This is a genomic window from Shewanella sp. SG44-6, assembly GCF_014164185.1.
Taxonomy (GTDB): Bacteria; Pseudomonadota; Gammaproteobacteria; order Enterobacterales; family Shewanellaceae; genus Shewanella; species Shewanella vesiculosa.
This window is the reverse complement of the sequence record NZ_JACJER010000022.1, coordinates 1-23076: the sequence shown is the minus strand read 5'-3', so window position 1 is coordinate 23076 and position 23076 is coordinate 1. Positions and strand designations below refer to the sequence as shown.

The window sequence follows — 23076 nt, the reverse complement described above, 5'->3', positions numbered from 1 at the left end:
AATGCTAATTTTATCTCTGTCTTTCATGCGGTTTTATGCATCCAACTTAACTCAATAAAGCCTAAAATATCCTCTGTTAAGCACAAGTTTGATTTTGCATAATATGGGTATTTTATAATGTTTATTTTTAATGCTACTAGCTAGACTTCGTCTTCAAAAATGCTTTCAATGGGTAAGTTAAACAATCTGGCTGCTTTAAAGGCTAATGGTAAACTGGGATCAAACTTACCGGTTTCGATCGCATTAATGGTTTGCCTAGAAACATTAAGTAAATCAGCTAGCTGTGCTTGGGTAAAGCCTTGCTCTGCTCGGAGCACTTTTAAGCGATTTTTCATTGGTACTTCCTATGACCTAGAATTATGCCAACTAAATAGCTTAGGCTCATGATAATGACCAAATGTGAAATCTCAGCATGACCGCTTATTAGGTTAGTGGTGTCTAAATTTGAGTAGCTCAAACCAACTATTAACCCAACCCCTATACTGAGTCCCATCGCATGTAATTGAATTTTTTGCTGTAGCTCATCTAAGCCAAGTAGTTGGCGGCGGTTGGCCATAATCATCCCAATACCAATCATAAAGTTAATCCCAATGGCCAGAGCTGTGATGGCTTGTTGCTGCCACAGATATATTGGGCCAAAGTTTGCTATGGCCATAGTGATCACCCAAGCGAAGGTCCACTTTGCTAAGCGAGCAGTGTTTTGTTTGTTGGCGTTTTTCCAGTCTCGTGGATCTGATTGTGATGACATGATTAATACTCCTTTGGTCGTGTTTGTTTGTCATTAAGTAAAGTAAGCTTGACTTAATTTACCGCAACCTCACAATAAATGTCAAGCACGCTTTACTTTTAGTCGTGGCTTAAATTGATGATAGAAGCAAAACCCTTAACTAATCGTGTTAGTGCATCACCTTATGTCATTCGATTTATTAATGAACTTACTTATGGTTTTTAGCGAATAAATGAATAAATGAGTGATTACATATGAATGTAAGCGCATAACAGAGGGCACTTTTAGCTGCAAGTTTAGGCGCTATCACACTTACATCATGATGATTTTTGTATAGTGCTAAGTCACTCATGAGCCTCTGTGTATTTATATTGGGCTAAAGTGTTGGCTATCTTGTTGATATACATAGAAGTGTCTATGAGTATAATCGCCAAATAGCCAGTAAAAATCATTTTAATCAATTCACCTAAATTGAGTAGGACAGCTATCCCCATGATAACTAAAATTATATTAGACACAGATCCCGGTATTGATGATGTATTTGCGATTCTATTTGCCCAAGCGCATCCAGCAATTGAACTAAAAGCGATCACCACGGTTTATGGCAATGTGACCATTGAAAATGCGACCCATAATGCGCTTTATCTTAAGCAAAAATATCAGTTACAGGCTGATATTGTCACAGGTGCGAGTAAACCTATCGTACGATCTCCGCTAGGACCTACAGTAGTTGTTCATGGCGAAGGTGGTTTTGGTGATGTCATGGTTCCTTCTGAGGTCGAGGGGCAAGCGGATCCTCGTCCTGCATATCAATATATTATCGATAAAGTAAAAGCCGAGCCAGGTGAAATTACCTTGGTAGCTATCGGTCCGTTAACTAACCTTGCACTCGCGCTTCAGGCCGATCCCACGATTGTTGATTTAGTTAAACAAGTGGTCATCATGGGTGGGGCCTTTGGTGAGAACAATCACAGTGGCAATGTGACTCCATTTGCTGAAGCCAATATTCATGATGATCCCCATGCGGCTGATATGGTTTTAACCGCCTCTTGGCCTGTGGTGGTGATTGGTTTAGATGTCACCGAGCAAAGTTTCTTTACCCGAGAGTATCTTGATAAGTTGCGCGATGATGCTGGTGAGGTAGGCCAGTTTATTTGGGATATTAGCCGGTTCTATTTACGGTTTTACAGTGAAAAAGTTGGCCTCGAGGCTTGCCATGTACACGATCCATCAGCGATTGCCTATGTGATTAATCCAGCGCTTTTTACTCTCAGAGAAGGGCCAATACGGGTCGTGACCGATGGAGTCGCTGAAGGAATGACTATTCAGAAACTAGATAGCCGTGTGTATCTGCATGATGAATGGATGAGTAAGCCCTCACAAAAGGTTGGTGTTGCAGTAAAAAATCTCGAGTTGTTGGAGTTATACCGCAGCAGTATCATCGAATATGCCGCACGCTTGAAACCATCCAGTTAGTCAATTAACGTAAAAGTGCAGTTATATTTACTCAGATAACGGTGCTGTTATTGGCTGTTTTGTGCCGGCTGAGCCACTGCGATGTAAAAATTGCATAGCATGCAGACTCGTTATATTGGGTGTAACCCTCGCGACTTTTAGTTAGACGTTAGCTTATGCTGCAATGAGGGAGGCTAAGCGTTATGTGCTGGCCTCCATAGCGCTGAAGACTAACCGCCCAAATGCTAATACTAGCGCTGTAAATGAATTTCCTTCACAGGACAAGGGATAGTAATGTTTGCTGCCGTTAGCGCCTTCATAATGGCTAAGTTAGTGTGATATTTTTCTTCATAGTAACGTTGTGTTGGCACCCAATAGCGTACGCCAATCTCAATACCGATAGCATTAAAGCCATTAATGCCGACCAAGGGTTTCTTTTCTTGATAAATCGCAGGTGAGGCGGCTAGTACAGCGTTTATTAATTGGATAATGTGATCGGCATCGGCTTGATAATCAATATTAAATTTATTCTCAACCAGCTTATAAGCGAATGAGTTATGTAAAATCTCGCCAATAATATGTTTGTTGGGGATGCTGATCTGCTCACCTTCTTCATTCGTTAAAATGGTTTGGCCTAATTTTATTGTCTCGACAACACCACTAACATCCTTAATTTCAATGGTATTGCCCACCACAAAAGGGCGGGTAACAATAATTGTAACGCCAGCAGCATAATTAGCTAGCATGCCCTGTAATGCCAAGCCTGCACCTAGAGATGCGGCACCAATTGCAGCCACCATAGGTGTTACGCTAATTCCCAGTTTGCCTAAACAAATTACCGCGACCATTACGATAATGATTATTCTGACTAAGTTTGAGGCAAAATTACTGAGGGTGATATCAATGTTATGTTTTTGCAGTTGAGCGGCGACTATGCTGGCAGCTTTACTGGCAAGCCAAAGCCCCAATAAGAAAATAATAATTGCGCCTGCGATTTGAAAACTATATTCAATGACAAACTCAGTGATGAGACTATAAACATTTTGCAGTTGTTGGAGCTCTTGATCTAAACTGGGTTCGTTCATTTAATGTTCCTTATTGAAGATCATTGAGTTGATATCAACCTAGATAATAACAACTTTCCATACTCAGGGCTAAATCTGAGGCGAGTGTAAAAGCCATCATAGTGAAATATTTTACCGGCTTCATGCGCATTATCCTCACGAATGACTATACTTTTAGGCACAAAAGCGAATCAATTATGCGGATAAGTGGGTTGGCAATTTAGACATTTTGATTAAATTGCTTTAAAGAATAAAAAACTACACTTCCTGCATAAAAATTCGTTGCGTAATGATTAGAAATATCGTTTACTGCGCATGTTTTTACACAATAGCATTGACACTTTTTTCGCCCAACTAACAGGAGGCACTGGCCTAATGAGCCAATTTCAATCGATTGATGTTGCAGATTATTATGACAAGGACACGTTTGACCGCATTAAGGCATTTGCTGAAGATAAGCCAACGCCATTTGTCGTTATTGACACCCAAATCGTTGCGAAACAATACGATGATATGGTTACCAATTTTCCTTTCGCAAATATTTATTATGCGGTTAAGGCAAATCCGGCCAAAGAGATTTTAACTTTATTGCGAGATAAAGGTTCAAACTTTGATATTGCATCCATTTACGAACTTGAAATGGTGACGTCGATAGGTGTTTCTACTGATCGTGTTAGCTACGGCAACACTATTAAGAAACGTGTAGATGTTCGCTCTTTCTATAAGCAAGGCGTTCGTATGTTCGCTTCAGATTCTGAAGCTGATTTACGTATGATTGCTGAAGAAGCCCCAGGTTCAAAAGTATATGTACGTATTTTAACTGAAGGTACCCACACCGCTGACTGGCCTTTATCGCGTAAGTTTGGTTGCCAAAATGAAATGGCTTATGACTTATTAGTGTTAGCAAAAGAGTTAGGCTTACAACCTCATGGTATTTCGTTCCATGTAGGTTCACAACAACGTGATATCGGTGCGTGGGATTCTGCTATCGGCAAAGTAAAAAGTATCTATGACCGTTTAAAAGAAGAACATGGCATCGTACTTAAAATGATTAACTTAGGTGGTGGTTTTCCTGCTAACTACATGGATAAAACTAATGAGTTAGGCATTTATGCACAGCAGATTAAGCATTTCCTAGAAGAAGATTTTGGTGATGAATTGCCTGAAATCATTTTAGAACCGGGTCGTTCATTACTTTCAAATGCCGGCGTATTGGTGTCTGAAGTGGTCTTGATTTCACGTAAGTCGCACACCGCTTTAGAGCGTTGGGTATTTACTGATGTGGGTAAATTCTCTGGTTTAATTGAAACCATGGACGAAGCCATTAAATTCCCTATCTACACTGACCGCAGAGGGGAGTTAGATAAGTGTGTGATTGCCGGACCAACCTGTGATAGCGCTGATATTATGTACGAGCATTACAGTTATGGTTTACCGGTTGATCTTGCTATTGGTGACCGCATGTATTGGTTAACTGCAGGTGCTTACACCACCACATACTCGGCAGTCTGTTTTAACGGTTTTCCGCCACTTAAAGATTATTACCTTTAACTGATTGGTTTTAGATATCATTCTTTGTAAGACAAAAGGACGCTAGTGCGTCCTTTATTTTTATCTGTGACCTGAACTTAGTTTTATTCCTGATGGCTTTTTAACATCTCAAATATTTGTTCTTTAAGATGTAATCGCTTAGTTTTCATTAGTTTGAGCTCTGGTGTAGCATCGCTGCTACTGTGTTTTTCTAATTCGGTAATTTCTGCATCAAGCTGATTATGTTCATTAAATTTTTTTAAAAAATGATTATCAGTTGTTTTAAGTGTTGTAATTAAATCTCGGTACTCTGGAAACATACGTGACTCCTTATAAGTTAAGTTGACAATGCCGATCTCATATCGAACAAATTAATGGCATTATGGTAATTGACATTGATTGTATAAAATCATGAGTCCCTGCAGCAGTATCAACAGCTCTTCCAAAGATGGCATATATTAAAGCGACTATTGTATGTGCGTGACACTCTGTGATGGTGGTTAGCTTCAGCCTAGAATCATTGCTGTTAGGTTAACTTGATGTAAATCACGTTAATGCTTTTTGGGTTAGATAAATAGATTGTTGTTTATGCCTGTCCTCCATTATGCTGAAGTCCATGTATTTGGTGGGTTATGGTCATTTATTAGTAATAATTTAACGAATCAATATTATCTATTATGAATTTATATGTGATCAAGTTAACCTTATCGTTCGAAAGACTAGGTTAAAGTCTGTGATATAAGAATTTAATATTCAAAAATGAAAGGGGTTTTCATAATGTCCGATGTATTTCACTTAGGATTAACTAAAAAAATGTTAGATGGCGCAACCTTAGCGATCGTTCCTGGTGATCCAGAGCGTGTTAAGCGAATTGCCGAGCTAATGGACAATGCAACATTCTTAGCAAGTCATCGTGAATATACTAGCTATTTAGCTTATATCGATGGCAAAGCTGTGGTTGTTTGTTCAACAGGTATCGGCGGACCATCAACGTCTATTGCAGTTGAAGAATTAGCACAACTAGGTGTAAGAACATTCTTGCGCGTAGGTACCACTGGCGCCATTCAACCAAACGTCAATGTAGGTGATGTTATTGTCACTCAAGCTTCTGTACGTTTAGATGGTGCGAGCTTACATTTTGCACCGCTTGAGTTCCCAGCTGCAGCAAACTTTGAATGTACTACCGCTATGGTAGCAGCATGTCGTGATGCAGGTGTAGAACCTCATGTTGGTATCACTGCTTCTTCTGACACCTTCTATCCAGGTCAAGAGCGTTACGATACAGTGTCTGGTCGCATTACTCAGCGTTTTGTTGGTTCTATGAAAGAATGGCAATCAATGGGCGTGCTGAACTATGAAATGGAATCAGCGACACTATTTACTATGTGTGCGACTCAAGGTTGGCGTGCAGCATGTGTTGCGGGTGTTATTGTTAACCGTACACAGCAAGAAATTCCTGATGAAGCAACAATGAAGAAAACTGAAGTGAGTGCCGTTTCTATTGTTGTCGCAGCAGCGAAAAAATTGCTAGCGTAAGTTAACGCTTTTAATCAGCGATTACGTAAAAATACGTATTAAAAAAGGTGCCCTAGGCACCTTTTTTGTTAGCTGATTATTATCAATTGCTACGCGGATTAGAAATGATATTGTGCAATGATTGAATAGGTATTTTGATCAATACCAGCAACACCATATTTACTCTGCCAGTAATCATATTCAAAACCGACTAGCAGCTGGTTTTGTTTGTGATCACCAAATAAACTTTTGCCTAAGTCATATTTGATTTGCGGATTAATGTGTAGGTTTTCGTCATAGCCGTTATTGTCGGCAGAAAATACCCAATCAATAAAACCATCAACAATGATATTGGCATTACCGATAGGCATGTCGATTCTAAATACCGGGGTGAATTGCCAACCATCACTGATATTGCCATTGCTTATGGCATCACGACGGTAGGTGTTTAGCTGTAAGTAGCTAAAAAATGGTACGTCAATGTCTAAACCAATACCATAAAGCATGCTGTTAACTGGGCCTTCACCTTCTTCGAAAGTCAGTGCTAAAGAGACATCTTTTATCGCACCAAAGCCAACTGGCTGACCTAATATTTTGCTGGCACTAAAACGCGGTGAAATTTCGCCATAAGTGGTGCTATCAACACCGTTATTATTGCCATTAAAATTAATAAAATCTTGGAAGACAAACCAATCGCCATATTTCCAGCCGCCAGCGGTTTCCAGCGTAATAGTGGTTTGCCTTTCTGATGGTGCTAAGTCATAGTTTTCGCCATGCAAGACAGTTGCGCTAACATCCCACCATTGCACTAAATCATCAGCAAAAACATTTTGAGAAAGTATAAGTGTTGCTAATAGGCAGATTTTTTTCATTTTTCTTCCGGTTAGTTAAGTGGCCAAGTACGCCACAATGGAGCATTTTAGAGTTAATTGTAGCTCGCTTGAGTGTAAATTTGTGAGCTATTATTTCTGTTGGTGCACAATGGGGCGCAATATATTCAATATTGTGATAAATCACAATTAAAACTGAGCCAAATATACAGATTTCATTGTTTTCGTGGTTAATATAATAATGTAATGCTTAATAACACTGCCAATATGATGTGACACACAGCGATGATATGTTTGCACTGTTATGGTGAAGGGGACGTGTCATTTTTATACTGGTCACTGATGCTTAATTCACTAGCTATATAAGTTAATGTTTTTCGTTTATCTGCAGACAATGTTGAGTTGATGAGGTGCGTATCATATTTAATAAAACAAGTTAATTTGACATAATATGTCGCAATGATTCATAAAGCTGTTATAGTAAATTTAAGGTCATTCTCATTGTATGGAGGATAATATGGAATTTTCAAATCCCATTGCAGTCTGGCTAGTACTTGGGCTGTTATTAATGCTCTCGGAAATTGTCATTCCTGGGGGCATTGTTATTTTATTGGGTGCGGCTTGTGTTATCGTCGCATCAGCACTGGCTATTGGCATTGTCGAAGGCTTGGTGCAAAGTCTGACACTATGGTTTATGGCCTCTATGGTGCTGTTATTGAGTTTTCGTCATGTGACCCAGCGTTTGGTCGGAGGGGATTCTCATGTGGATAATACCGACGAAGAAGTGGACCTCTATAATCAGGTCGCTATCGTAAAGCAAGCCATAGGCCCAGGTCAAAAGACCGGTAGAATTAGCTGCTTAGGCTCTAATTGGACTGCATTAGGTGATGGTACTCTGATAAAAAAGGGCACCAAAGTTAGGATTATTTGTCGAGATAATATTGCTTTTGTTGTTGAGCCTATAATTGATTCAGTATAGTGATTTTGAGTATTGTGATTTGTACTTAACCAACATTTTTATTTAATAAACTAATAATATAGTGCTGTGATAGCTATTAAGCGTCATCTAGGAAAGTCAGATTAAAAGGGAGCAGATATGTTTGTGTTAACCATTGTTTTTTTATTTGTATTATTCATTTTGTACAAATTAATGTTAATCGTGCCAATGCGAGAAGTACATGTCATTGAGCGTTTAGGTAAGTTCCGTACCGTACTCGAGCCAGGGTTTCATTTTCTCGTTCCGTTTGTCGATCGCGTTGCTTATCGACACGACACGCGTGAAGAAGTGCTTGATGTGCCACCACAAAGTTGTATTTCAAAAGATAACACCCAATTAGAGGTTGATGGCTTGGTCTACCTTAAGGTGATGGACGGTAAGCTTGCCAGTTATGGTATTGAAAATTATCGCCGTGCAGCAGTTAACTTAGCGCAAACCACTATGCGTTCAGAAATTGGTAAGCTGACATTGACACAAACGTTTTCAGAGCGTGACAGTTTAAATGAATCGATTGTGCGTGAAATTGATAAAGCATCCGATCCTTGGGGGATCAAAGTCTTACGCTATGAAATAAAGAATATCTCACCTTCGCAAAAAGTGATTCATACCCTTGAAAAACAAATGGAAGCAGAGCGTCGTAAGCGAGCTGAAATCACCTTAGCCAATGCTGAAAAAGCGGCAATGATTAATATGTCGCAAGGTGAACGCCAAGAAGCGATTAATTTATCCGAAGGTCAAAAACAAAAACGTATTAATGAGGCTTTAGGTACCGGACAAGAAATTTCGATTATTGCTAATGCCAAGGCTGAAGGCATGGAAATGATCTGTAAATCTTTAACGGTTAATGGTGGCAATGATGCAATGAATATGCTGTTAAAAGAGCAGTTTATTGGTCAAGTTGGTAAGATTTTATCTGAAGCTCAAGTCTCAGTGGTGCCTGCAGAAATGGCTAAGTTAGAAGGCTTTTTTGAAGGCATGGAACAAGTGACTCATGCCGTATCCAATTCATCAGAAAAAGGAGCACGCTAATGTCGTTTAATGGAATTGATACCGATCTTATCGTGATGGCGATTTGGGGCATTATTTTTGCTATCTTTGTGCTGAAATTATTTCAATCTATTTGCCTGGTTCCGACAAAATCAGCTTATATTGTTGAGCGTTTAGGTAAATATCACAGTACTTTAGATGCAGGCTTCCATGCTCTGATCCCCTTCTTTGATAAAGTGGCTTATATCCACGACTTAAAGGAAGAAACCATTGATGTACCGCCGCAAGAGTGTTTTTCCAGTGATGAAGTGAATGTTGAAGTGGATGGGGTGATTTATATTTCGGTTACCGATCCCGTTAAAGCCAGTTATGGTATTACTGATTACCGTTATGCTGCTATTCAGCTAGCCCAAACAACAACACGTTCAGTGATCGGAACTCTAGATCTTGATCGCACTTTTGAAGAGCGTGATGTGATTTCAGCTAAAGTGGTGGAAGTGCTCGATGAAGCTGGTTCTATGTGGGGGATTCGCGTTCACCGTTATGAGATTAAAAATATTACCCCACCTGAAACGGTTAAAAATGCCATGGAAATGCAGGTGAATGCCGAGCGTGAGCGCCGGGCATTGCTGGCTAAAAGTGAAGGTGATAAGCAAAGCAAAATTAACCGTTCAGAAGGTGTGATGGCGGAAACCATTAACCGCTCTGAAGGTGAAATGCAACGCCGTATCAATGAGGCCGAAGGTAAAGCTCAAGAGATTTTGACGTTAGCTAAAGCGACGGCTGAATCAATTGAGCGCTTAGCTGTGGTGATTTCATCTGAAGGTGGACAAAGTGCCTTGCGGATGCAACTCGGTGAGCAATATATGAGACAACTTGATGGCTTAAGCAAACCTGATAGCCGCATTGTGTTACCGGGTAACTTAGTGAATTTTGAATACTGGATGGACAGTATTGGCTTGAAAGACGATCAGAAATAATTATCTCGGTTAAGCGCTGTTGATTGCAGGGCAGTGAACATTGACACAAAAAAGGTTAGCAAATTCGCTAACCTTTTTTTATGGCTTATTACATATTACCGTGAGTTGTTTAGTACTCTAATTCGCCGCCATCTCGGTAAACAAATGCTCGCAAAAGGCTTTGGCCACAGAAGATTGAGGGCTTTTGGTGGAGTATACCAAGCTGATATCAGCAAAGCCGATGCTGTGTTGCGGTAAAATGTTAATCAATTGTCCCAGCTCGACAGCTTCATCCGCGATCACATGTGGCAACAATGCGATACCCGCTCCCGCTAAACAGAAGTGGTACAGGGAGTTAAAATCACTGCAAATAACTTTGTAGTGCGTGGGCACATTAGCGTGTTGAAAATGCCAAGTTTGCTCAAGTTGGCCATGGGCATCTCTAAAGCCCAATAAAGAGTGATATTGCAGATCATCTGTATTCTCTATCAGTGATGATTTTTCTAAATAACCTGGGCTAGCATAGATTTTACGCTCGAAGGTTGTCAGTTTATGAACCGCAAGGTTGGCTCCATTGACCTCATTAGCATCAATAATCACATCGAGTCCTAAGCGATTGAGCTCTTTGCTGCCAGCGGAGACAATTAATACTTCTAATTGCACTTGCGGATAAGCATGAATGAAACGAGCGATATATTTATCCATAAGCTTGTCGACAAACGGCAGTAAGCCAATGCGCAACTTGCCTTGCACTTCGTCATGACGATGTTTGAACACATAACCAGCATGATTTAATTGATTCACTAAAGGTTCGATTTGAGCAAGGTATTGCCGACCCGCGGTGGTTAAAGTCATTACTCTTGTGGTGCGGGTAAATAAAGGTGCCCCGAGCTGTTTTTCTATTTCCCCAATACGACGACTGACTAATGCTCTGCGAGTATCAAAAGATTTTGCAGCTTTAGAAAAACTGCCTAACTTTGCTACCGCAATGAATAACTCTAAATCTTTGATATCCAATATGACAACCTATACAGCTCATGCTGTGGGTAATAAATGCATTTTTAATCGGCTTGAGTATTAACAAGAATAGTAAACAGGTTACTTAAAATAAATGGATCCTAAACAAGCACAATTACCCAGCTTATTTACCACAAGTATAAAAAATCAATCTACTGTTTCTAGTCATCTATTTAGTGCGTTTTAGCAACTATCAGAGCTATTGGCTAATACTAAAATTAATTAACACCTTTATTTGTATAGTAATTTTCGCTTACGACTTTGTCAATTTAGGCCTCATTGTCGCAGTTAAACATCACAACCCGATGATTTTAGTGGCTTTGATATTACTGCGCTGACTAGATTATCTCAGCCAGCGCAGTGAATTGTTGTTATAAAATAGCTGAAGTATTGCACGCCATTAAGCCGCTATTTAAGATATAATGTCCCGCAGATTTCTGGGAGGAAGAATGGACGTATCATCATTATTAGACGGCCTAAACGATAAGCAGCGTGAGGCAGTCGGCGCGCCACTTTCAAATATGTTGGTGTTAGCGGGTGCCGGTAGCGGTAAAACCCGTGTATTAACTCATCGTATTGCGTGGTTAATGCAAGTAGAACAACAAAGTCCATATTCTATTTTGGCAGTGACCTTTACCAATAAAGCCGCGGCAGAAATGCGTGAACGGGTTGAAAAGGTTGTGGGCACAAATATGGGGCGCATGTGGATAGGTACATTCCACGGTTTAGCTCACCGCTTACTTCGCACTCACTATCAAGATGCCAATTTACCGCAAAGCTTTCAGATTATCGATTCAGACGATCAGTTGCGTTTATTAAAACGTATTCTTAAAAGCCTTAATTTAGACGAGAAGCAATATCCTCCTCGTCAGGTCCAAGGCTATATTAACGGTAAAAAAGACCAAGGTTTACGCCCTAAGCATATTGATGCGGGTGGTTTTCCGATTGAACAAAATTTACTGAATATTTATAAGGTTTACCAAGAGTCTTGCGATCGCGCGGGCTTGGTCGACTTTGCTGAGATTTTATTGCGTGCTCACGAGTTATGGCTCAATAAGCCACACTTACTGGCCCATTACCAAGAGCGCTTCCGTCATATTTTAGTCGATGAGTTTCAAGATACTAACGCGATTCAATATGCGTGGATCCGGGTGTTAGCCGGTAATACTGCCAATGTGATGATAGTTGGTGATGACGATCAGTCTATTTATGGCTGGCGTGGTGCGCAAATAGAAAACTTACATCGTTTCTTAAAAGATTTTTCCGGTGCGACCACCATTCGTTTAGAGCAAAATTATCGTTCAACCGCGAATATTTTGAATGCTTCTAACGCGGTCATCTCTAATAACCCTGACCGTCTGGGCAAAGAGTTATGGACTGAAGATAAAGATGGTGAGCCGATTTCGGTTTATTGCGCCTTTAATGAGATGGATGAAGCCAAGTTTATTGTCGGTCGCATTAGCGACTGGCATGACAAAGGCGGTAGTTTGAGCGAATGCGCTATTTTATATCGTTCAAATGCGCAATCGCGGGTATTAGAAGAGGCTTTTTTACACAAAGGGTTAGCGTACCGTATTTACGGTGGTTTACGCTTTTTCGAGCGCCAAGAAATTAAAGATGCGATGGGCTATATGCGTCTGATTAATAACCAAAATGATGATGCGGCATTTGAGCGTGTGGTGAATACCCCAGCTCGTGGTATCGGCGATCGTACTTTGGATATTATCCGCTCAACCGCAAGACAGCATGAGCTCACTCTGTGGCAAGCTTGCGTGAGTTTAATTGAAGAAAAGGTCCTTGCTGGACGTGCGGCTAATGCCATCAATGGCTTTATGGAACTGATTATTGCAATGCGCACGGATACGGCAGATATGTTGCTGTACCGTATGGCAGATAGCGTGATTGATCGTTCTGGCTTGCGTACCATGTACGAGGCTGAAAAAGGCGAGAAAGCCCAAGCGCGAATTGAAAACTTAAATGAATTAGTCACCGCCGCGCGCAGTTTCGAAATGCCTGAAGAGCTTGAAGACATGGGCGAGTTAAATGCCTTTTTGTCTCATGCTGCATTAGAAGCTGGCGAAGGTCAGGCTGACGCCTTTACCGATGCCGTTCAGTTAATGACCTTGCATTCTGCTAAAGGACTTGAGTTTCCAATGGTGTTTATGGCGGGCGTTGAAGAAGGATTATTCCCGAGCAAGATGGCATTAGATGAAGGCGATCGTTTAGATGAAGAACGCCGTTTGTGTTATGTCGGAATGACCCGTGCCATGCAAAAACTGTATATCAGTTATGCTGAATCTCGTCGTATTTACGGTCGTGAAGATTATGCCAGCCCATCGCGGTTCATTAATGAGATTCCTGAAAAGTTTGTTGAACAAATTCGCATTCGTGCGCAGGTCACGCCATCAATTAGTCAGCGTTTCCCTGCTCGTGCAGCAGCGGTTACTGTGACTAAAAAACCTCATGGTTTTAATGATACAGGCCATAAAGTAGGTTCTAAAGTGAAGCACTTTAAGTTTGGCGAAGGGGTTGTGACTAGCTTTGAAGGTTCTGGTGAAAAAGGCCGTGTACAAGTTAATTTTGTCGATTTTGGCAGTAAATGGCTGTTAGTGTCATTAGCAAAATTAGAGCGTTGTTAAGGTGTTTCGCTGGCAAAATCAGGGAGAGATGAAACCAATGTTATTGCAAGACAAGCTGCATGCTTATGCGCGACTGATGCGGATTGATAGACCCATTGGCACCTTACTTTTGCTTTGGCCATGTTTAATGGCCTTAGTGTTAGCTGCTCAAGGGTTACCAGATATTAAGGTACTGGTGATTTTTGTGGTTGGCGTAGTCATTATGCGTGCTAATGGCTGCATCATTAATGATTTTGCTGATCGCAACTTAGATGCGCATGTTGAGCGCACCAGTATGCGTCCTTTAGTATCGGGCGAAGTGTCTGTTAAAGAGGCGCTGAGCTTATTTACTGTCTTAGGTTTGCTTGCGTTTAGCTTAGTGTTATTACTCAATCCATTAGTCGTGCAGTTATCTGTCGTCGGGATTGTGTTAACAGTGATGTATCCGTTTATGAAACGGGTGACCAACATGCCACAGATGTTTTTAGGTATTGTGTGGAGTTGGTCAATTCCGATGGCCTATGCCGCTCAACTTGGTGAAGTGCCTGTGGAAGCTTGGTGGTTATTTATGGCGAATTGGTGTTGGACGGTAGCGTACGACACCATGTATGCCATAGTCGATCGTGACGATGACTTAAAAGTCGGCATTAAATCAACCGCCATCTTGTTTGGCCGCTTTGATCGACAGATTATCGGCATATTTCAACTTGCTGCCCTAGGGTGTTTTGTTATGGCTGGGCTGGTGGCCGATCGTGGGGTTATTTATGGCTTGGGCATTATCAGCTTCATTGGGTTTGGTGTGTACCAGCAACGATTAATCTTTGGTCGTGAACGTGCACCATGTTTTAAAGCCTTTTTAAATAATAACTGGGCAGGCATGGTAGTGTTTATTGCACTTGCACTGGATTATATGATTTAAGGTTTGTGGTTTATTACCTTGTGGCAGGGATGCATGAAAACAACTGTTTGGTTAATCGTCGCGATAATGTGTTGTTGGTTATCCCTCGCCAGTGCGTCAACTCACAATGATGCTGTACTGGCTGGCTTACCAAACAACACTGCTGATGTGCATTCTTCTGCTGCGCTAGTTAATATTCCTCGTACCCGCCAATTTGTGCTTGAAGATGGTGATCGCCACTATCAAGTGATGATCAAATTGCCAAAAGATTATCGCCACAATAGCACTCATCGTTACCCTGTCGTCTATATGACGGATTCTATGTATAGCTTGCAAGTGGTGTCTGGTGCGACGCGATTTCCAATGAACACCAATATGATGCAGCAAGCTATTTTAGTCGCTATTGGCTATCAGAGACCAAGTAAAGGTTCGGCGAGTCGGATCCGCGACTATACCCCAAGTCACGATGCGAGTTGGAAACTACCTACTGGCGAGGCTAAGCGCCACGTTGCCTTTATCAGCCAGGTTGTTATGCCCTTTATTGAAAAAAACTATCGAGTCGACACCCAACAAAACACCTTTGTGGGTAATTCGTTAGGCGGGTTACTCGGCGCATATATTTTATTAGAACAGCCAAAGCTATTTGCGTATTACGTGTTGGGTAGCCCATCTCTATGGTTCGATAATAAACAATTATTGCAGCAGTTTGCTCAGCGTTTCCAGCAAACGTCAGCAATATCTGCCAAGGTGTTTATTGGCATTGGCGAATTAGAAAAACCACCTTACACCCATGATGGTCATCAGATGGTTACCGATGCGCGCGCTTTTTTTAAACTACTCCAATCTCACCCTTCTGCTCAAGCAGGTACATTACAGCTTAAATTTTTGCTCATCCCTGAAGCAGACCATTCAATGGCTTTTCCAACCACGGCAATACACGGTTTATCTTGGCTGTTTAAACGAAGCATCTAGCTAAGATCCACAGTCGATCCTTTATATCCTGTAATCATTTCCTGTAACCATTTTTGTGGCAATCAATCTGCGTACAATTCATTTTTGCTGATATGTTAATAACTTGTTTTATTTTTATTTACCCCCATATCAATTTCTACAGCGCAGCATTAATTAAACTGAGATTACCCAAGGATGAGTATTGAATGAGAGCAACAGTTAAGTACCGGTTAGTTTTTTTAGTGTTAATGCTATGCAGTTTTTTCTTAGGCGTTCAGTTAACCCCAGCGTCGTTAACGAGCCATGCTGACAAGTTGATGCTGGGTATTATTTCAGCGCTTTATTTTGTGTTGCTACCACTGTGTTATTGGTATTGCATTATTAAAATGGGCGCCCAGAAACTGTGGAAAATAATAGTTATTTTCAGTTTAAGCAGCTTGGTTGCACGGCTAAGTTTTCCTGCAGAAATTGCCCATTACTTTGAGTTTGTGGCCTGGCTGCGCTACCCAATTATTGCCGTGTTATTAGTGATCCAACTGTACTTAATTGTCAGCGTCGCTCGTGGCTTGATTAAGGTACGAAAGTTAAAGGGCGATCCTCGAGTTGGGGCGGTGGAAACCTATCGAGATGGTGATGATAAAAGCTTAACTATCGCGCTTATTATGGCCAGTGAAGCGACTAACTGGTTTTATTCTATCCCATGGTTTTCACGTCATCATCCACCAGTAATTGCCAATATCAATCTTGTTAGCGCTACACGCTGGCATGTGTGGTTAATGCTTATCGGTTGTGTTGGTGCGTCGAGTCTGAGTTACGTATTACTGGCATCGTGGAGTGAGTGGGTGGCGATTATTGTCTCAAGCATCATTGCCTATACCTTGATGTCTATCGTGGCTAACCATCGACTGTCACGCTATTACTCTTTATATTTTATGCGAGACAACCTAGTTATCAATAACTCCTTGTGGGGATTTATGGTGATAAGCATGACCGATATAGCCAGTGTGACGCATCAAGAATCAATCGAATTAAATAAAGATCAAGCAGAAACGATTATGATTGGCCGCGGACAATGTAATGTCATTATTACTCTAAACCGTGCGGTTATTTATCATGGTGGTATGGGTCAGTTACCTGAACCCATGAAAACGGTGTATTTGAGTGTGGATAGTCCGCAGCGGTTCATTCAGGCGCTTAACAATAGTAGAGTTACTGTGGCTGAGTAATCTTCAAAAACGCATAAAAAATGCGCTGATGAAAGCGCATTTTTTTGTGAGTAAATCAGTACTGGCTAACTAAGCCCACGAGCTAATTTGTCGATTAGTCTCGCACTAATGTGGTTAAGTCAGCCGGGCGGTAATAAACTGACTTTAATACCTTACCTTGACGAACCACTTTACCGGCCATATCAACGTCTTTAGCGCATTTAGCGATAATAAACTCACCTTTAGTACTACCAACAATTTCAACACCTTGTTTGGCATAGTGGGCAATGGTTTCAGCTAATTCTTGCTGGTTGCGGCACACTTTGCTCATGTTGCTTGAATGCACTTCATTCCAACATTTAATAAAGTCTATTTCACGGTTCTTAGCCACGTTAAGCAATAAATCGACAAGATAGCTTATCTCTAAACGATCGCTTACCTGAGTCGCTCCTAAGTGCACTAAACGGCCCATTAACACGTAGACAGAATCAACAATAGCATCAGCTTGTTCAATACGAGAATCCGCTTCGGCAAGCTCGGTCATTTCTTCGATAATCAGTGATGTATGCAAAGTGTCTGCTTTATGATCAAGACTGGTCTCGTCGTTGACGGGTAAGTCAAATGTGCTGCGAAACTCAAAGATATCGCGGTATAAGTGATCGTAAATTGGTTGAGTTAATTGGCTGAGTTGCATGGGCTTACCTGCGAAAAATAATGTAAGCTAATTTTAAAGAATTGATCAGCAGAATACAAAAAATTGCCTAATGTTTTTTGCAGTAGGCAATCATTTTTTTATACTCTGAAAGTGTGGCGGAGTTCTTTGGCTTTATCTGCGTGAGTTTTAATATTTAATGCAGCAACTTCAATCACATTTAAGCTTGCCAAGTTACTGTGGCTTAATTCTGTAATCGTATGGATATTATGGGTTACCTCTGCGGTAACCCGTTTTTGTTGCTCTGCTGCAACAGTATTTTGTTGTGTAAACTGGTTTATCTCATTCACGCTTTGATAGATATCTTCAAATTTTGTCGAGGCAAATCCTATGTCCCTTGCGCAAGTATCAGCCTGAAGTTTACTGGCTTGCATTTCGTCGGTCCAATTAATAAGCATAGCATGCATAGATTGCACGCTTTTAGAGATGAGCTCTGTTGAGAGCTGAGTTCTACTTGATAAGGTTCGAACTTCATCTGCTACGACGGCAAATCCACGCCCCTGCTCGCCAGCACGTGCGGCTTCAATGGCAGCATTAAGTGCAAGCAAATTAGTTTGCTCAGCAATGCTTTGAATTTCTTGCATGGCATTAGACACATTATCTGCTTCTTTATTTAATAAGTGCGCATTCGATGCCGCTGCCGAAACTGAAGTCGCTAATCGCTCAATACTATTACGGTTAGCGTGCATTTCCGTTCTACTTTCAAGACACACTTGCTGTGCCTTGTTTACATGATCTGAGGTCGATATCGCATGTTGGGCTATCTCTGCAACAGAGGAGTTCATCGCTTCAATTGCGCTGGCGATTTCATCAATTTTATTTTTTTGTTGCTCAATACTATGATTAGCTTCTTGAGCAGAATGAACCAGTTCATTGGCGATATGATGTAAGTTGTTACCTTGATCTTGTGAGCGGCCAAGTACCCCTTGCATTTTCGCCTGATTCAGAACCTGTTGAAATTCCAGTACGGAAATACTGTCGTTACCACAATAGACTAATCGACTAACTGAATCATATTGCTGTTGATATTGGTTAATCTTATTCGGCAGTGAAAAGAGTTCTTTGGTAAATAATAGTGTATTAATCAGTGCTAAAGAGAAGATCACTGCTGCCATGGTCCAATTAAAAACTACACCACAGCCAATGATTGCAACCAAGGTTATTGACGCGCCTAACCAGCGTTTATGTTGGCTAGTCATGACATAACTGGCCGTTTTTCCTTGTTTTATTTGGCTGTAAAGTTTTTGGGCATTAGTAATGTATTCAGGCTTTGCTTTAATGCGTACCGATTGGTATCCAGTAATTTGGCCCTTTTCATACAGGGGAGAGACAAAGGCATCAACCCAATAGTAGCTTCCATCTTTACAGCGATTTTTAACAATTCCACGCCACGATTCACCAGCTTTGAGTTTATCCCATAATTCTTTGAAAGCTTCTGCTGGCATGTCGGGATGTCTGACAATATTGTGATTATGAGTGACGAGTTCTTGCTCACTGAACCCTGAGATTTTAATGAACGTCTCATTGGCGTAAGTAATGATGCCGCGTTTGTCTGTAATTGATACCAGCTCGTCATTAGCATTAAGACTGACTTCTTTATCGATTACGTCCTTGTTTCTCATGGGCATACTTCCATTATTGTCCGACTTTTAACGGGAAAGTCATTGTGCTGCTTTCCTCACAATTATAGTGGATATCAAGATATAGATCATATTAGTAAATAGCTATTATCATTACCAGAGATTAAATAAATATTTAATTTGGCAATAAAAAAACCGACATATATGTCGGTTTTAGTATTGAGCTATGGATTCAATTTTGCATAAATGCTGGTATTGAAATTAAGCCTATTTTATAAATGCGAAAGCATCACCATACAAATGGGCTTCTTCAATCCCAAGCTCACGGAACAATTCTCGTGCCGTGCCAACCATATCAAAACGGCCAGCAATGTAGATGTCGTAGCCATTCAAACTGACAAAGTCCTGCTTAATCTGCTCGAGTAAATTGGCTTTTTTACCTTCCCAGTTACCGTCAGCAAGTTCTACTACTGGAATAAACTCTAACCAAGAATGCTCGGCGTGCCATTGACGGGCGATGTCTTGATAGTACATGGCTTCTTCGTTACGGCAGCCCCAATACAATTTAGTCTGAATGGTTTCGCCGTTGGCAATCTGTGCTTCAACGATACTTTTGATATATGAAAATCCAGTACCACCCGCAATTAAGATCCGCGGTCTGTGGCTTTCGCTACGTAAAAATGCGTCGCCAGCAGGTGCTTCAATATCAATATGGCTTGCCGTTTGTAGTCGTTCAACGACTTGCATGGGATAACTTTCACTCACAGCAGCACCAATATGCAATTCTATTAAGGCAGCATTTGGGGCAGAAGCAATGGAAAAAGGACGTTTGTCTTTTTCACCCATGACCACAGATAAGTATTGGCCAGCTTTAAAATCAAAGGCTGCTTCGGGTTTAAGGAACACTTGATATACAGCGTCATTAAACGGGGTGACTTTTTCAATCTGACAACGAATGGTTTTCATCTAACGTCCTTTAAACCCTTTTATAATTTTTTATCAATCAGTTAATTATAGCTATTTACGACCTAACCGGATCACTATGGTTACAATGTTGGCACATCTTCTATGCCGAGATCATCCCAAATTTGGTCGATTCTTTGTTTTGTTGTCTCATCCATCACAATGGGAGTACCCCATTCTCTGGTGGTTTCGCCTGGCCATTTATTGGTGGCATCTAAACCCATTTTCGATCCTAAACCGGCAACGGGTGATGCAAAGTCAAGGTAATCGATAGGGGTATTATCCACCATCATGGTATCGCGAGTAGGATCCATCCGTGTGGTAATAGCCCAAATAACATCCTGCCAATTACGGCAATTGACATCCTCATCAACCACAACAATAAATTTGGTGTACATAAATTGGCGAAGGAATGACCATGCTCCCATCATCACACGCTTGGCATGACCCGGATATTGTTTACGGATTGAAATGATTGCCATACGATAAGAGCAGCCTTCAGGCGGCAGATAAAAGTCAATAATTTCAGGGTATTGTTTACGTAGGATAGGAACAAATACTTCATTTAATGCCACGCCTAACATAGCCGGTTCATCTGGTGGACGGCCGGTATAGGTACTATGGTATATGGCATCTTTACGGTGAGTAATATGGGTCACGGTAAATACTGGGAATGAGTCTGTTTCGTTATAGTAACCCGTGTGATCGCCGTATGGACCTTCTACTGCGGTTTCATCAGGATCGATATAGCCTTCAAGAATAATTTCGCTGGTGGCTGGTACTTCAAGATCGCAGCTAATGGCTTTACAGACCTCGGTACGTTCGCCGCGCAACAAGCCTGCAAAGGCATATTCACTCATCGAATCTGGCACTGGGGTTACAGCACCCAAAATAGTCACAGGATCGCTACCTAATGCCACTACGACAGGATAACGTTCACCTGGATGAAGCTGTTTAAAGTCTTTAAAGTCTAGGGCTCCGCCACGGTGGTCCAGCCAGCGCATGATCAGTTTATTTTTACTTAATAACTGTTGGCGATAAATACCTAGATTTTGTCTTTTTTGTCGCGGCCCTTTGGTGATGGTTAATCCCCAAGTGACTAATGGTGCCACATCGCCTGGCCAGCAGTGCTGGATTGGCAACGCGGTTAAGTCGACATCATCACCGCTTTTGACTACTTGCTGACAAGGTGGATTACGCACTGTTTTCGGCGGCATATTTAACGCTTGCCTAAACATTGGTATTTTAGCTATGGCATCTTTAAAGCCACTCGGTGGTTCTGGTTCTTTTAAGAATGCTAATAATTCACCGACTTCACGTAATGCTAAAGGGTCATCTTTTCCCAATGCCATAGCAACACGTTTAGGCGTACCAAATAAGTTAACCAGTACCGGCATGGTATGGTTGGTCGGATTTTCAAATAACAGCGCGGGGCCACCTGATCGTAAAACTCGATCAGCAATCTCTGTCATCTCTAAATGAGGATCAACAGGATAGCTAATGCGCTTTAACTCTCCATTTGCTTCTAAATGATCGATGAAGCTGCGTAAATCTTTAAAACTCATGTTTACCGCCTGTAAATCAAATCCAAACCACTATGGCGCGCACTATAGCATTTTTCTAATATAGGGTTAAGCCATTTGATAGACCTATATTGTTGATATCGACTTTAGTGATACTTAGCGTAAACTGGATGTTGTGAACCAGATTGTGGAGGTGACTTATGTGGGTGAACAAACCGTGGGTTTTGATGCCGTTATTAGGGCTTAGTGCAAGTGTAACCTTAACTGTGATGAGTTTGGTCAGTGCTCAGCCGCTGTTAGCGAACGAGTATTCTCAGCGCGTTTCTCATTCTGTCGGCTCTCAACATAATAACCATCGCCAACATTATAATCATTATCGACATCGTGACCCTTGGCGTTGGGGGATCGGTTGGGATCAAGGCTGGAGTGGTAACCAATATTGGGGACCGAGTATTGGTGTTAGTTGGAGCAATGCTAATAACTTGCGATACAATTCGGTTTGGAGAAATAATGATTATCCTAGTCGCTACCCCTATCAAAATCAGTTGAGCGCAGTCTACCAGTCACAAGCTATCGAGGTTTTAGAGCCTGTTGCAGTCGCGCCACGGCAACAAACTACAACCAGCATTCAATATGCTCAAGGTTTGAATCATTTACCTGAAAATGCCAAAGTGATTCAGCGTGACAATGGCACTGTTTATGAGTGGCAAGGGGTAGAATATTATTTTGATTGGAATACTCAAACCTATGAAGTAGCCAAAGCGGATACTCGATGATCATCAGTATAGAAACAAAATTCAGTCGTGTGGTCAGCCTTAGCTTGATACATAGCAGTATCAGCCGCACTGATAAGTTCACGGCTGTTTAAACCATCATCAGGCAGTACACTAATACCAATACTCGCCCCAACTTGTAAAGTGTGCTCGCCGATGGTTATGGGTTGCTTAATACTGCTCAATAATTGGTTTATTTTGTTTTTGATATCGATAGGTTCGGTGATCATATCGAGCCAAATGATAAACTCATCGCCTCCCAATCTACCGACAATATCAGTAGTACGCAGATTATTAACCAAACGATTAGCGATGGTCATGATCACTTCGTCACCAATGCTATGACCCAGAGAATCATTAATCTCTTTAAATTTATTAAGATCTATAAACAGTAATGCAGCTTGCTGTTCTCCGCGTAAATCACGTGCTATCGCGGCATCAATTTGCTTAATAAATGCGCGGCGATTATAAATCCCCGTGAGTTCGTCATGTTCGGCTAAAAAAATAAGCTTATCTTGCTGTTCAATCAATTTGCGGGTTTGAATATCAACTTCTTGTTTCAATTTTTCTTTTTTTATCGTGATTTGGGCTAATGATTGTTTCATCTCATTAAAATCATCAGCGAGTGCAGATAATTCATCGGTATCAAAAGAATTAATTTGACTGACGAGATCGCCTGCTGCGAGCGCTTCCATACCGATCTTGAGTGAGGCGAGCCCTTTCTTAAACCTAATTAGTGTCATAATAGACCAAGCTGTTACCATAATCGCTA

Annotated in this window: 22 protein-coding genes; 11 read left to right on the top strand and 11 right to left on the bottom strand. The window is 41.2% G+C overall.

All coding sequences use genetic code 11. The annotated features are described in order from the left end of the window. Positions 1-140: 140 nt before the first annotated feature. The gene (locus H5185_RS06100; protein WP_124015105.1) at positions 141-335 is read right to left on the bottom strand and encodes a helix-turn-helix transcriptional regulator; all 195 of its coding nucleotides are present in this window, start codon (positions 333-335) and stop codon (positions 141-143) included. Beyond that, positions 332-748 carry a hypothetical protein gene (locus tag H5185_RS06095; protein WP_182741602.1) on the bottom strand — a complete coding sequence of 139 codons (417 nt, stop codon included), beginning with the start codon at positions 746-748 and terminating at the stop codon, positions 332-334. Before H5185_RS06095 ends, H5185_RS06100 begins: the two co-directional genes overlap by 4 nt. 471 nt (positions 749-1219) lie before the next feature. Between H5185_RS06095 and H5185_RS06090 the strand changes: the two genes are divergently transcribed. Continuing rightward, complete coding sequence (locus H5185_RS06090; RefSeq protein ID WP_182741601.1) at positions 1220-2203, top strand: nucleoside hydrolase; 984 nt, start codon at positions 1220-1222, stop codon at positions 2201-2203. A 230-nt stretch (positions 2204-2433) separates the two neighbouring features. On the opposite strand, the gene H5185_RS06085 is transcribed toward H5185_RS06090, so the two are convergent. Beyond that, positions 2434-3267, bottom strand: a complete 834-nt coding sequence (locus H5185_RS06085; RefSeq protein WP_124015102.1) for a mechanosensitive ion channel family protein — start codon at positions 3265-3267, stop codon at positions 2434-2436. 354 nt (positions 3268-3621) lie between these two features. Here H5185_RS06085 and H5185_RS06080 point away from each other — a divergent pair, with 354 nt between their 5' ends. Further along, a complete protein-coding gene (locus H5185_RS06080) occupies positions 3622-4797 on the top strand; it encodes a type III PLP-dependent enzyme (protein WP_124015101.1) in 1176 nt (391 codons plus the stop codon). An 83-nt stretch (positions 4798-4880) separates the two neighbouring features. Here the strand turns inward: H5185_RS06080 and H5185_RS06075 are convergent, their stop codons facing one another. Further along, positions 4881-5096, bottom strand: a complete 216-nt coding sequence (locus tag H5185_RS06075; protein WP_124015100.1) for a YdcH family protein — start codon at positions 5094-5096, stop codon at positions 4881-4883. A gap of 457 nt (positions 5097-5553) precedes the next feature. Here H5185_RS06075 and udp point away from each other — a divergent pair, with 457 nt between their 5' ends. Further along, positions 5554-6312, top strand: coding sequence for a uridine phosphorylase (udp, locus tag H5185_RS06070; protein WP_124015099.1), 759 nt, complete (start codon positions 5554-5556; stop codon positions 6310-6312). Between the two features lie 98 nt (positions 6313-6410). Here the strand turns inward: udp and H5185_RS06065 are convergent, their stop codons facing one another. Further along, positions 6411-7163 (bottom strand): outer membrane protein OmpK, encoded by a 753-nt coding sequence (locus H5185_RS06065; protein ID WP_124015098.1) that lies wholly within the window; start codon positions 7161-7163, stop codon positions 6411-6413. Positions 7164-7638: 475 nt separating this feature from the next. Between H5185_RS06065 and H5185_RS06060 the strand changes: the two genes are divergently transcribed. The 3 genes from H5185_RS06060 to H5185_RS06050 all read left to right on the top strand — a co-directional run bounded on the left by H5185_RS06060 (position 7639) and on the right by H5185_RS06050 (position 10085). Then, on the top strand, positions 7639-8100 hold the full coding sequence (locus tag H5185_RS06060) for an NfeD family protein (protein ID WP_124015097.1): 462 nt from the start codon (positions 7639-7641) through the stop codon (positions 8098-8100). A 117-nt stretch (positions 8101-8217) separates the two neighbouring features. Then, positions 8218-9147, top strand: a complete 930-nt coding sequence (locus H5185_RS06055; protein WP_182696734.1) for a slipin family protein — start codon at positions 8218-8220, stop codon at positions 9145-9147. After that, positions 9147-10085 carry an SPFH domain-containing protein gene (locus H5185_RS06050; protein ID WP_124015095.1) on the top strand — a complete coding sequence of 313 codons (939 nt, stop codon included), beginning with the start codon at positions 9147-9149 and terminating at the stop codon, positions 10083-10085. The genes H5185_RS06055 and H5185_RS06050 overlap by 1 nt, the downstream gene beginning before the upstream one ends. A gap of 117 nt (positions 10086-10202) precedes the next feature. On the opposite strand, the gene H5185_RS06045 is transcribed toward H5185_RS06050, so the two are convergent. Further along, positions 10203-11081, bottom strand: a complete 879-nt coding sequence (locus tag H5185_RS06045) for a LysR family transcriptional regulator (protein ID WP_182741600.1) — start codon at positions 11079-11081, stop codon at positions 10203-10205. A gap of 449 nt (positions 11082-11530) precedes the next feature. Between H5185_RS06045 and uvrD the strand changes: the two genes are divergently transcribed. From uvrD to H5185_RS06025, 4 genes are all read left to right on the top strand, one after another. Next, entirely contained in the window at positions 11531-13720 is a 2190-nt protein-coding gene (gene uvrD / locus H5185_RS06040) for a DNA helicase II (protein ID WP_182741599.1), read from the top strand. Between the two features lie 37 nt (positions 13721-13757). Further along, positions 13758-14618 (top strand): 4-hydroxybenzoate octaprenyltransferase, encoded by an 861-nt coding sequence (gene ubiA / locus H5185_RS06035; RefSeq protein WP_124015361.1) that lies wholly within the window; start codon positions 13758-13760, stop codon positions 14616-14618. Between the two features lie 33 nt (positions 14619-14651). After that, positions 14652-15569, top strand: a complete 918-nt coding sequence (locus H5185_RS06030; protein ID WP_124015092.1) for an alpha/beta hydrolase — start codon at positions 14652-14654, stop codon at positions 15567-15569. Between the two features lie 185 nt (positions 15570-15754). Then, the gene (locus tag H5185_RS06025) at positions 15755-16774 is read left to right on the top strand and encodes a hypothetical protein (RefSeq protein WP_182741598.1); all 1020 of its coding nucleotides are present in this window, start codon (positions 15755-15757) and stop codon (positions 16772-16774) included. A 94-nt stretch (positions 16775-16868) separates the two neighbouring features. Here the strand turns inward: H5185_RS06025 and H5185_RS06020 are convergent, their stop codons facing one another. The 4 genes from H5185_RS06020 to ubiD all read right to left on the bottom strand — a co-directional run bounded on the left by H5185_RS06020 (position 16869) and on the right by ubiD (position 21573). Next, positions 16869-17447: a nucleoside triphosphate pyrophosphohydrolase family protein gene (locus H5185_RS06020; RefSeq protein WP_182722374.1), complete on the bottom strand. Its 579-nt coding sequence runs from the start codon at positions 17445-17447 to the stop codon at positions 16869-16871. A 98-nt stretch (positions 17448-17545) separates the two neighbouring features. After that, positions 17546-19093: a PAS domain-containing methyl-accepting chemotaxis protein gene (locus H5185_RS06015; protein ID WP_182741597.1), complete on the bottom strand. Its 1548-nt coding sequence runs from the start codon at positions 19091-19093 to the stop codon at positions 17546-17548. A 219-nt stretch (positions 19094-19312) separates the two neighbouring features. After that, positions 19313-20011, bottom strand: a complete 699-nt coding sequence (fre, locus tag H5185_RS06010) for an NAD(P)H-flavin reductase (RefSeq protein WP_124015088.1) — start codon at positions 20009-20011, stop codon at positions 19313-19315. A gap of 80 nt (positions 20012-20091) precedes the next feature. Then, the gene (gene ubiD, locus H5185_RS06005; protein ID WP_182696728.1) at positions 20092-21573 is read right to left on the bottom strand and encodes a 4-hydroxy-3-polyprenylbenzoate decarboxylase; all 1482 of its coding nucleotides are present in this window, start codon (positions 21571-21573) and stop codon (positions 20092-20094) included. Positions 21574-21731: 158 nt separating this feature from the next. Here ubiD and H5185_RS06000 point away from each other — a divergent pair, with 158 nt between their 5' ends. Then, on the top strand, positions 21732-22307 hold the full coding sequence (locus H5185_RS06000; RefSeq protein WP_182741596.1) for a hypothetical protein: 576 nt from the start codon (positions 21732-21734) through the stop codon (positions 22305-22307). On the opposite strand, the gene H5185_RS05995 is transcribed toward H5185_RS06000, so the two are convergent. Continuing rightward, the coding region (locus H5185_RS05995) for a diguanylate cyclase domain-containing protein (RefSeq protein ID WP_182741595.1) at positions 22277-23076 on the bottom strand (800 nt) is incomplete at its 5' end. The two genes, H5185_RS06000 and H5185_RS05995, sit on opposite strands and share 31 nt — an antisense overlap.

What these genes read in the sequence shown, in the direction of transcription:
- H5185_RS06100 (WP_124015105.1), bottom strand. Translation starts at nt 335, where the DNA reads ATGAAAAATCGCTTAAAAGTGCTCCGAGCAGAGCAAGGCTTTACCCAA.
- H5185_RS06095 (WP_182741602.1), bottom strand. Translation starts at nt 748, where the DNA reads ATGTCATCACAATCAGATCCACGAGACTGGAAAAACGCCAACAAACAA.
- H5185_RS06090 (WP_182741601.1), top strand. Translation starts at nt 1,220, where the DNA reads ATGATAACTAAAATTATATTAGACACAGATCCCGGTATTGATGATGTA.
- H5185_RS06085 (WP_124015102.1), bottom strand. Translation starts at nt 3,267, where the DNA reads ATGAACGAACCCAGTTTAGATCAAGAGCTCCAACAACTGCAAAATGTT.
- H5185_RS06080 (WP_124015101.1), top strand. Translation starts at nt 3,622, where the DNA reads ATGAGCCAATTTCAATCGATTGATGTTGCAGATTATTATGACAAGGAC.
- H5185_RS06075 (WP_124015100.1), bottom strand. Translation starts at nt 5,096, where the DNA reads ATGTTTCCAGAGTACCGAGATTTAATTACAACACTTAAAACAACTGAT.
- udp (WP_124015099.1), top strand. Translation starts at nt 5,554, where the DNA reads ATGTCCGATGTATTTCACTTAGGATTAACTAAAAAAATGTTAGATGGC.
- H5185_RS06065 (WP_124015098.1), bottom strand. Translation starts at nt 7,163, where the DNA reads ATGAAAAAAATCTGCCTATTAGCAACACTTATACTTTCTCAAAATGTT.
- H5185_RS06060 (WP_124015097.1), top strand. Translation starts at nt 7,639, where the DNA reads ATGGAATTTTCAAATCCCATTGCAGTCTGGCTAGTACTTGGGCTGTTA.
- H5185_RS06055 (WP_182696734.1), top strand. Translation starts at nt 8,218, where the DNA reads ATGTTTGTGTTAACCATTGTTTTTTTATTTGTATTATTCATTTTGTAC.
- H5185_RS06050 (WP_124015095.1), top strand. Translation starts at nt 9,147, where the DNA reads ATGTCGTTTAATGGAATTGATACCGATCTTATCGTGATGGCGATTTGG.
- uvrD (WP_182741599.1), top strand. Translation starts at nt 11,531, where the DNA reads ATGGACGTATCATCATTATTAGACGGCCTAAACGATAAGCAGCGTGAG.
- ubiA (WP_124015361.1), top strand. Translation starts at nt 13,758, where the DNA reads ATGTTATTGCAAGACAAGCTGCATGCTTATGCGCGACTGATGCGGATT.
- H5185_RS06030 (WP_124015092.1), top strand. Translation starts at nt 14,652, where the DNA reads ATGAAAACAACTGTTTGGTTAATCGTCGCGATAATGTGTTGTTGGTTA.
- H5185_RS06025 (WP_182741598.1), top strand. Translation starts at nt 15,755, where the DNA reads ATGAGAGCAACAGTTAAGTACCGGTTAGTTTTTTTAGTGTTAATGCTA.
- H5185_RS06020 (WP_182722374.1), bottom strand. Translation starts at nt 17,447, where the DNA reads ATGCAACTCAGCCAATTAACTCAACCAATTTACGATCACTTATACCGC.
- H5185_RS06015 (WP_182741597.1), bottom strand. Translation starts at nt 19,093, where the DNA reads ATGCCCATGAGAAACAAGGACGTAATCGATAAAGAAGTCAGTCTTAAT.
- fre (WP_124015088.1), bottom strand. Translation starts at nt 20,011, where the DNA reads ATGAAAACCATTCGTTGTCAGATTGAAAAAGTCACCCCGTTTAATGAC.
- ubiD (WP_182696728.1), bottom strand. Translation starts at nt 21,573, where the DNA reads ATGAGTTTTAAAGATTTACGCAGCTTCATCGATCATTTAGAAGCAAAT.
- H5185_RS06000 (WP_182741596.1), top strand. Translation starts at nt 21,732, where the DNA reads ATGTGGGTGAACAAACCGTGGGTTTTGATGCCGTTATTAGGGCTTAGT.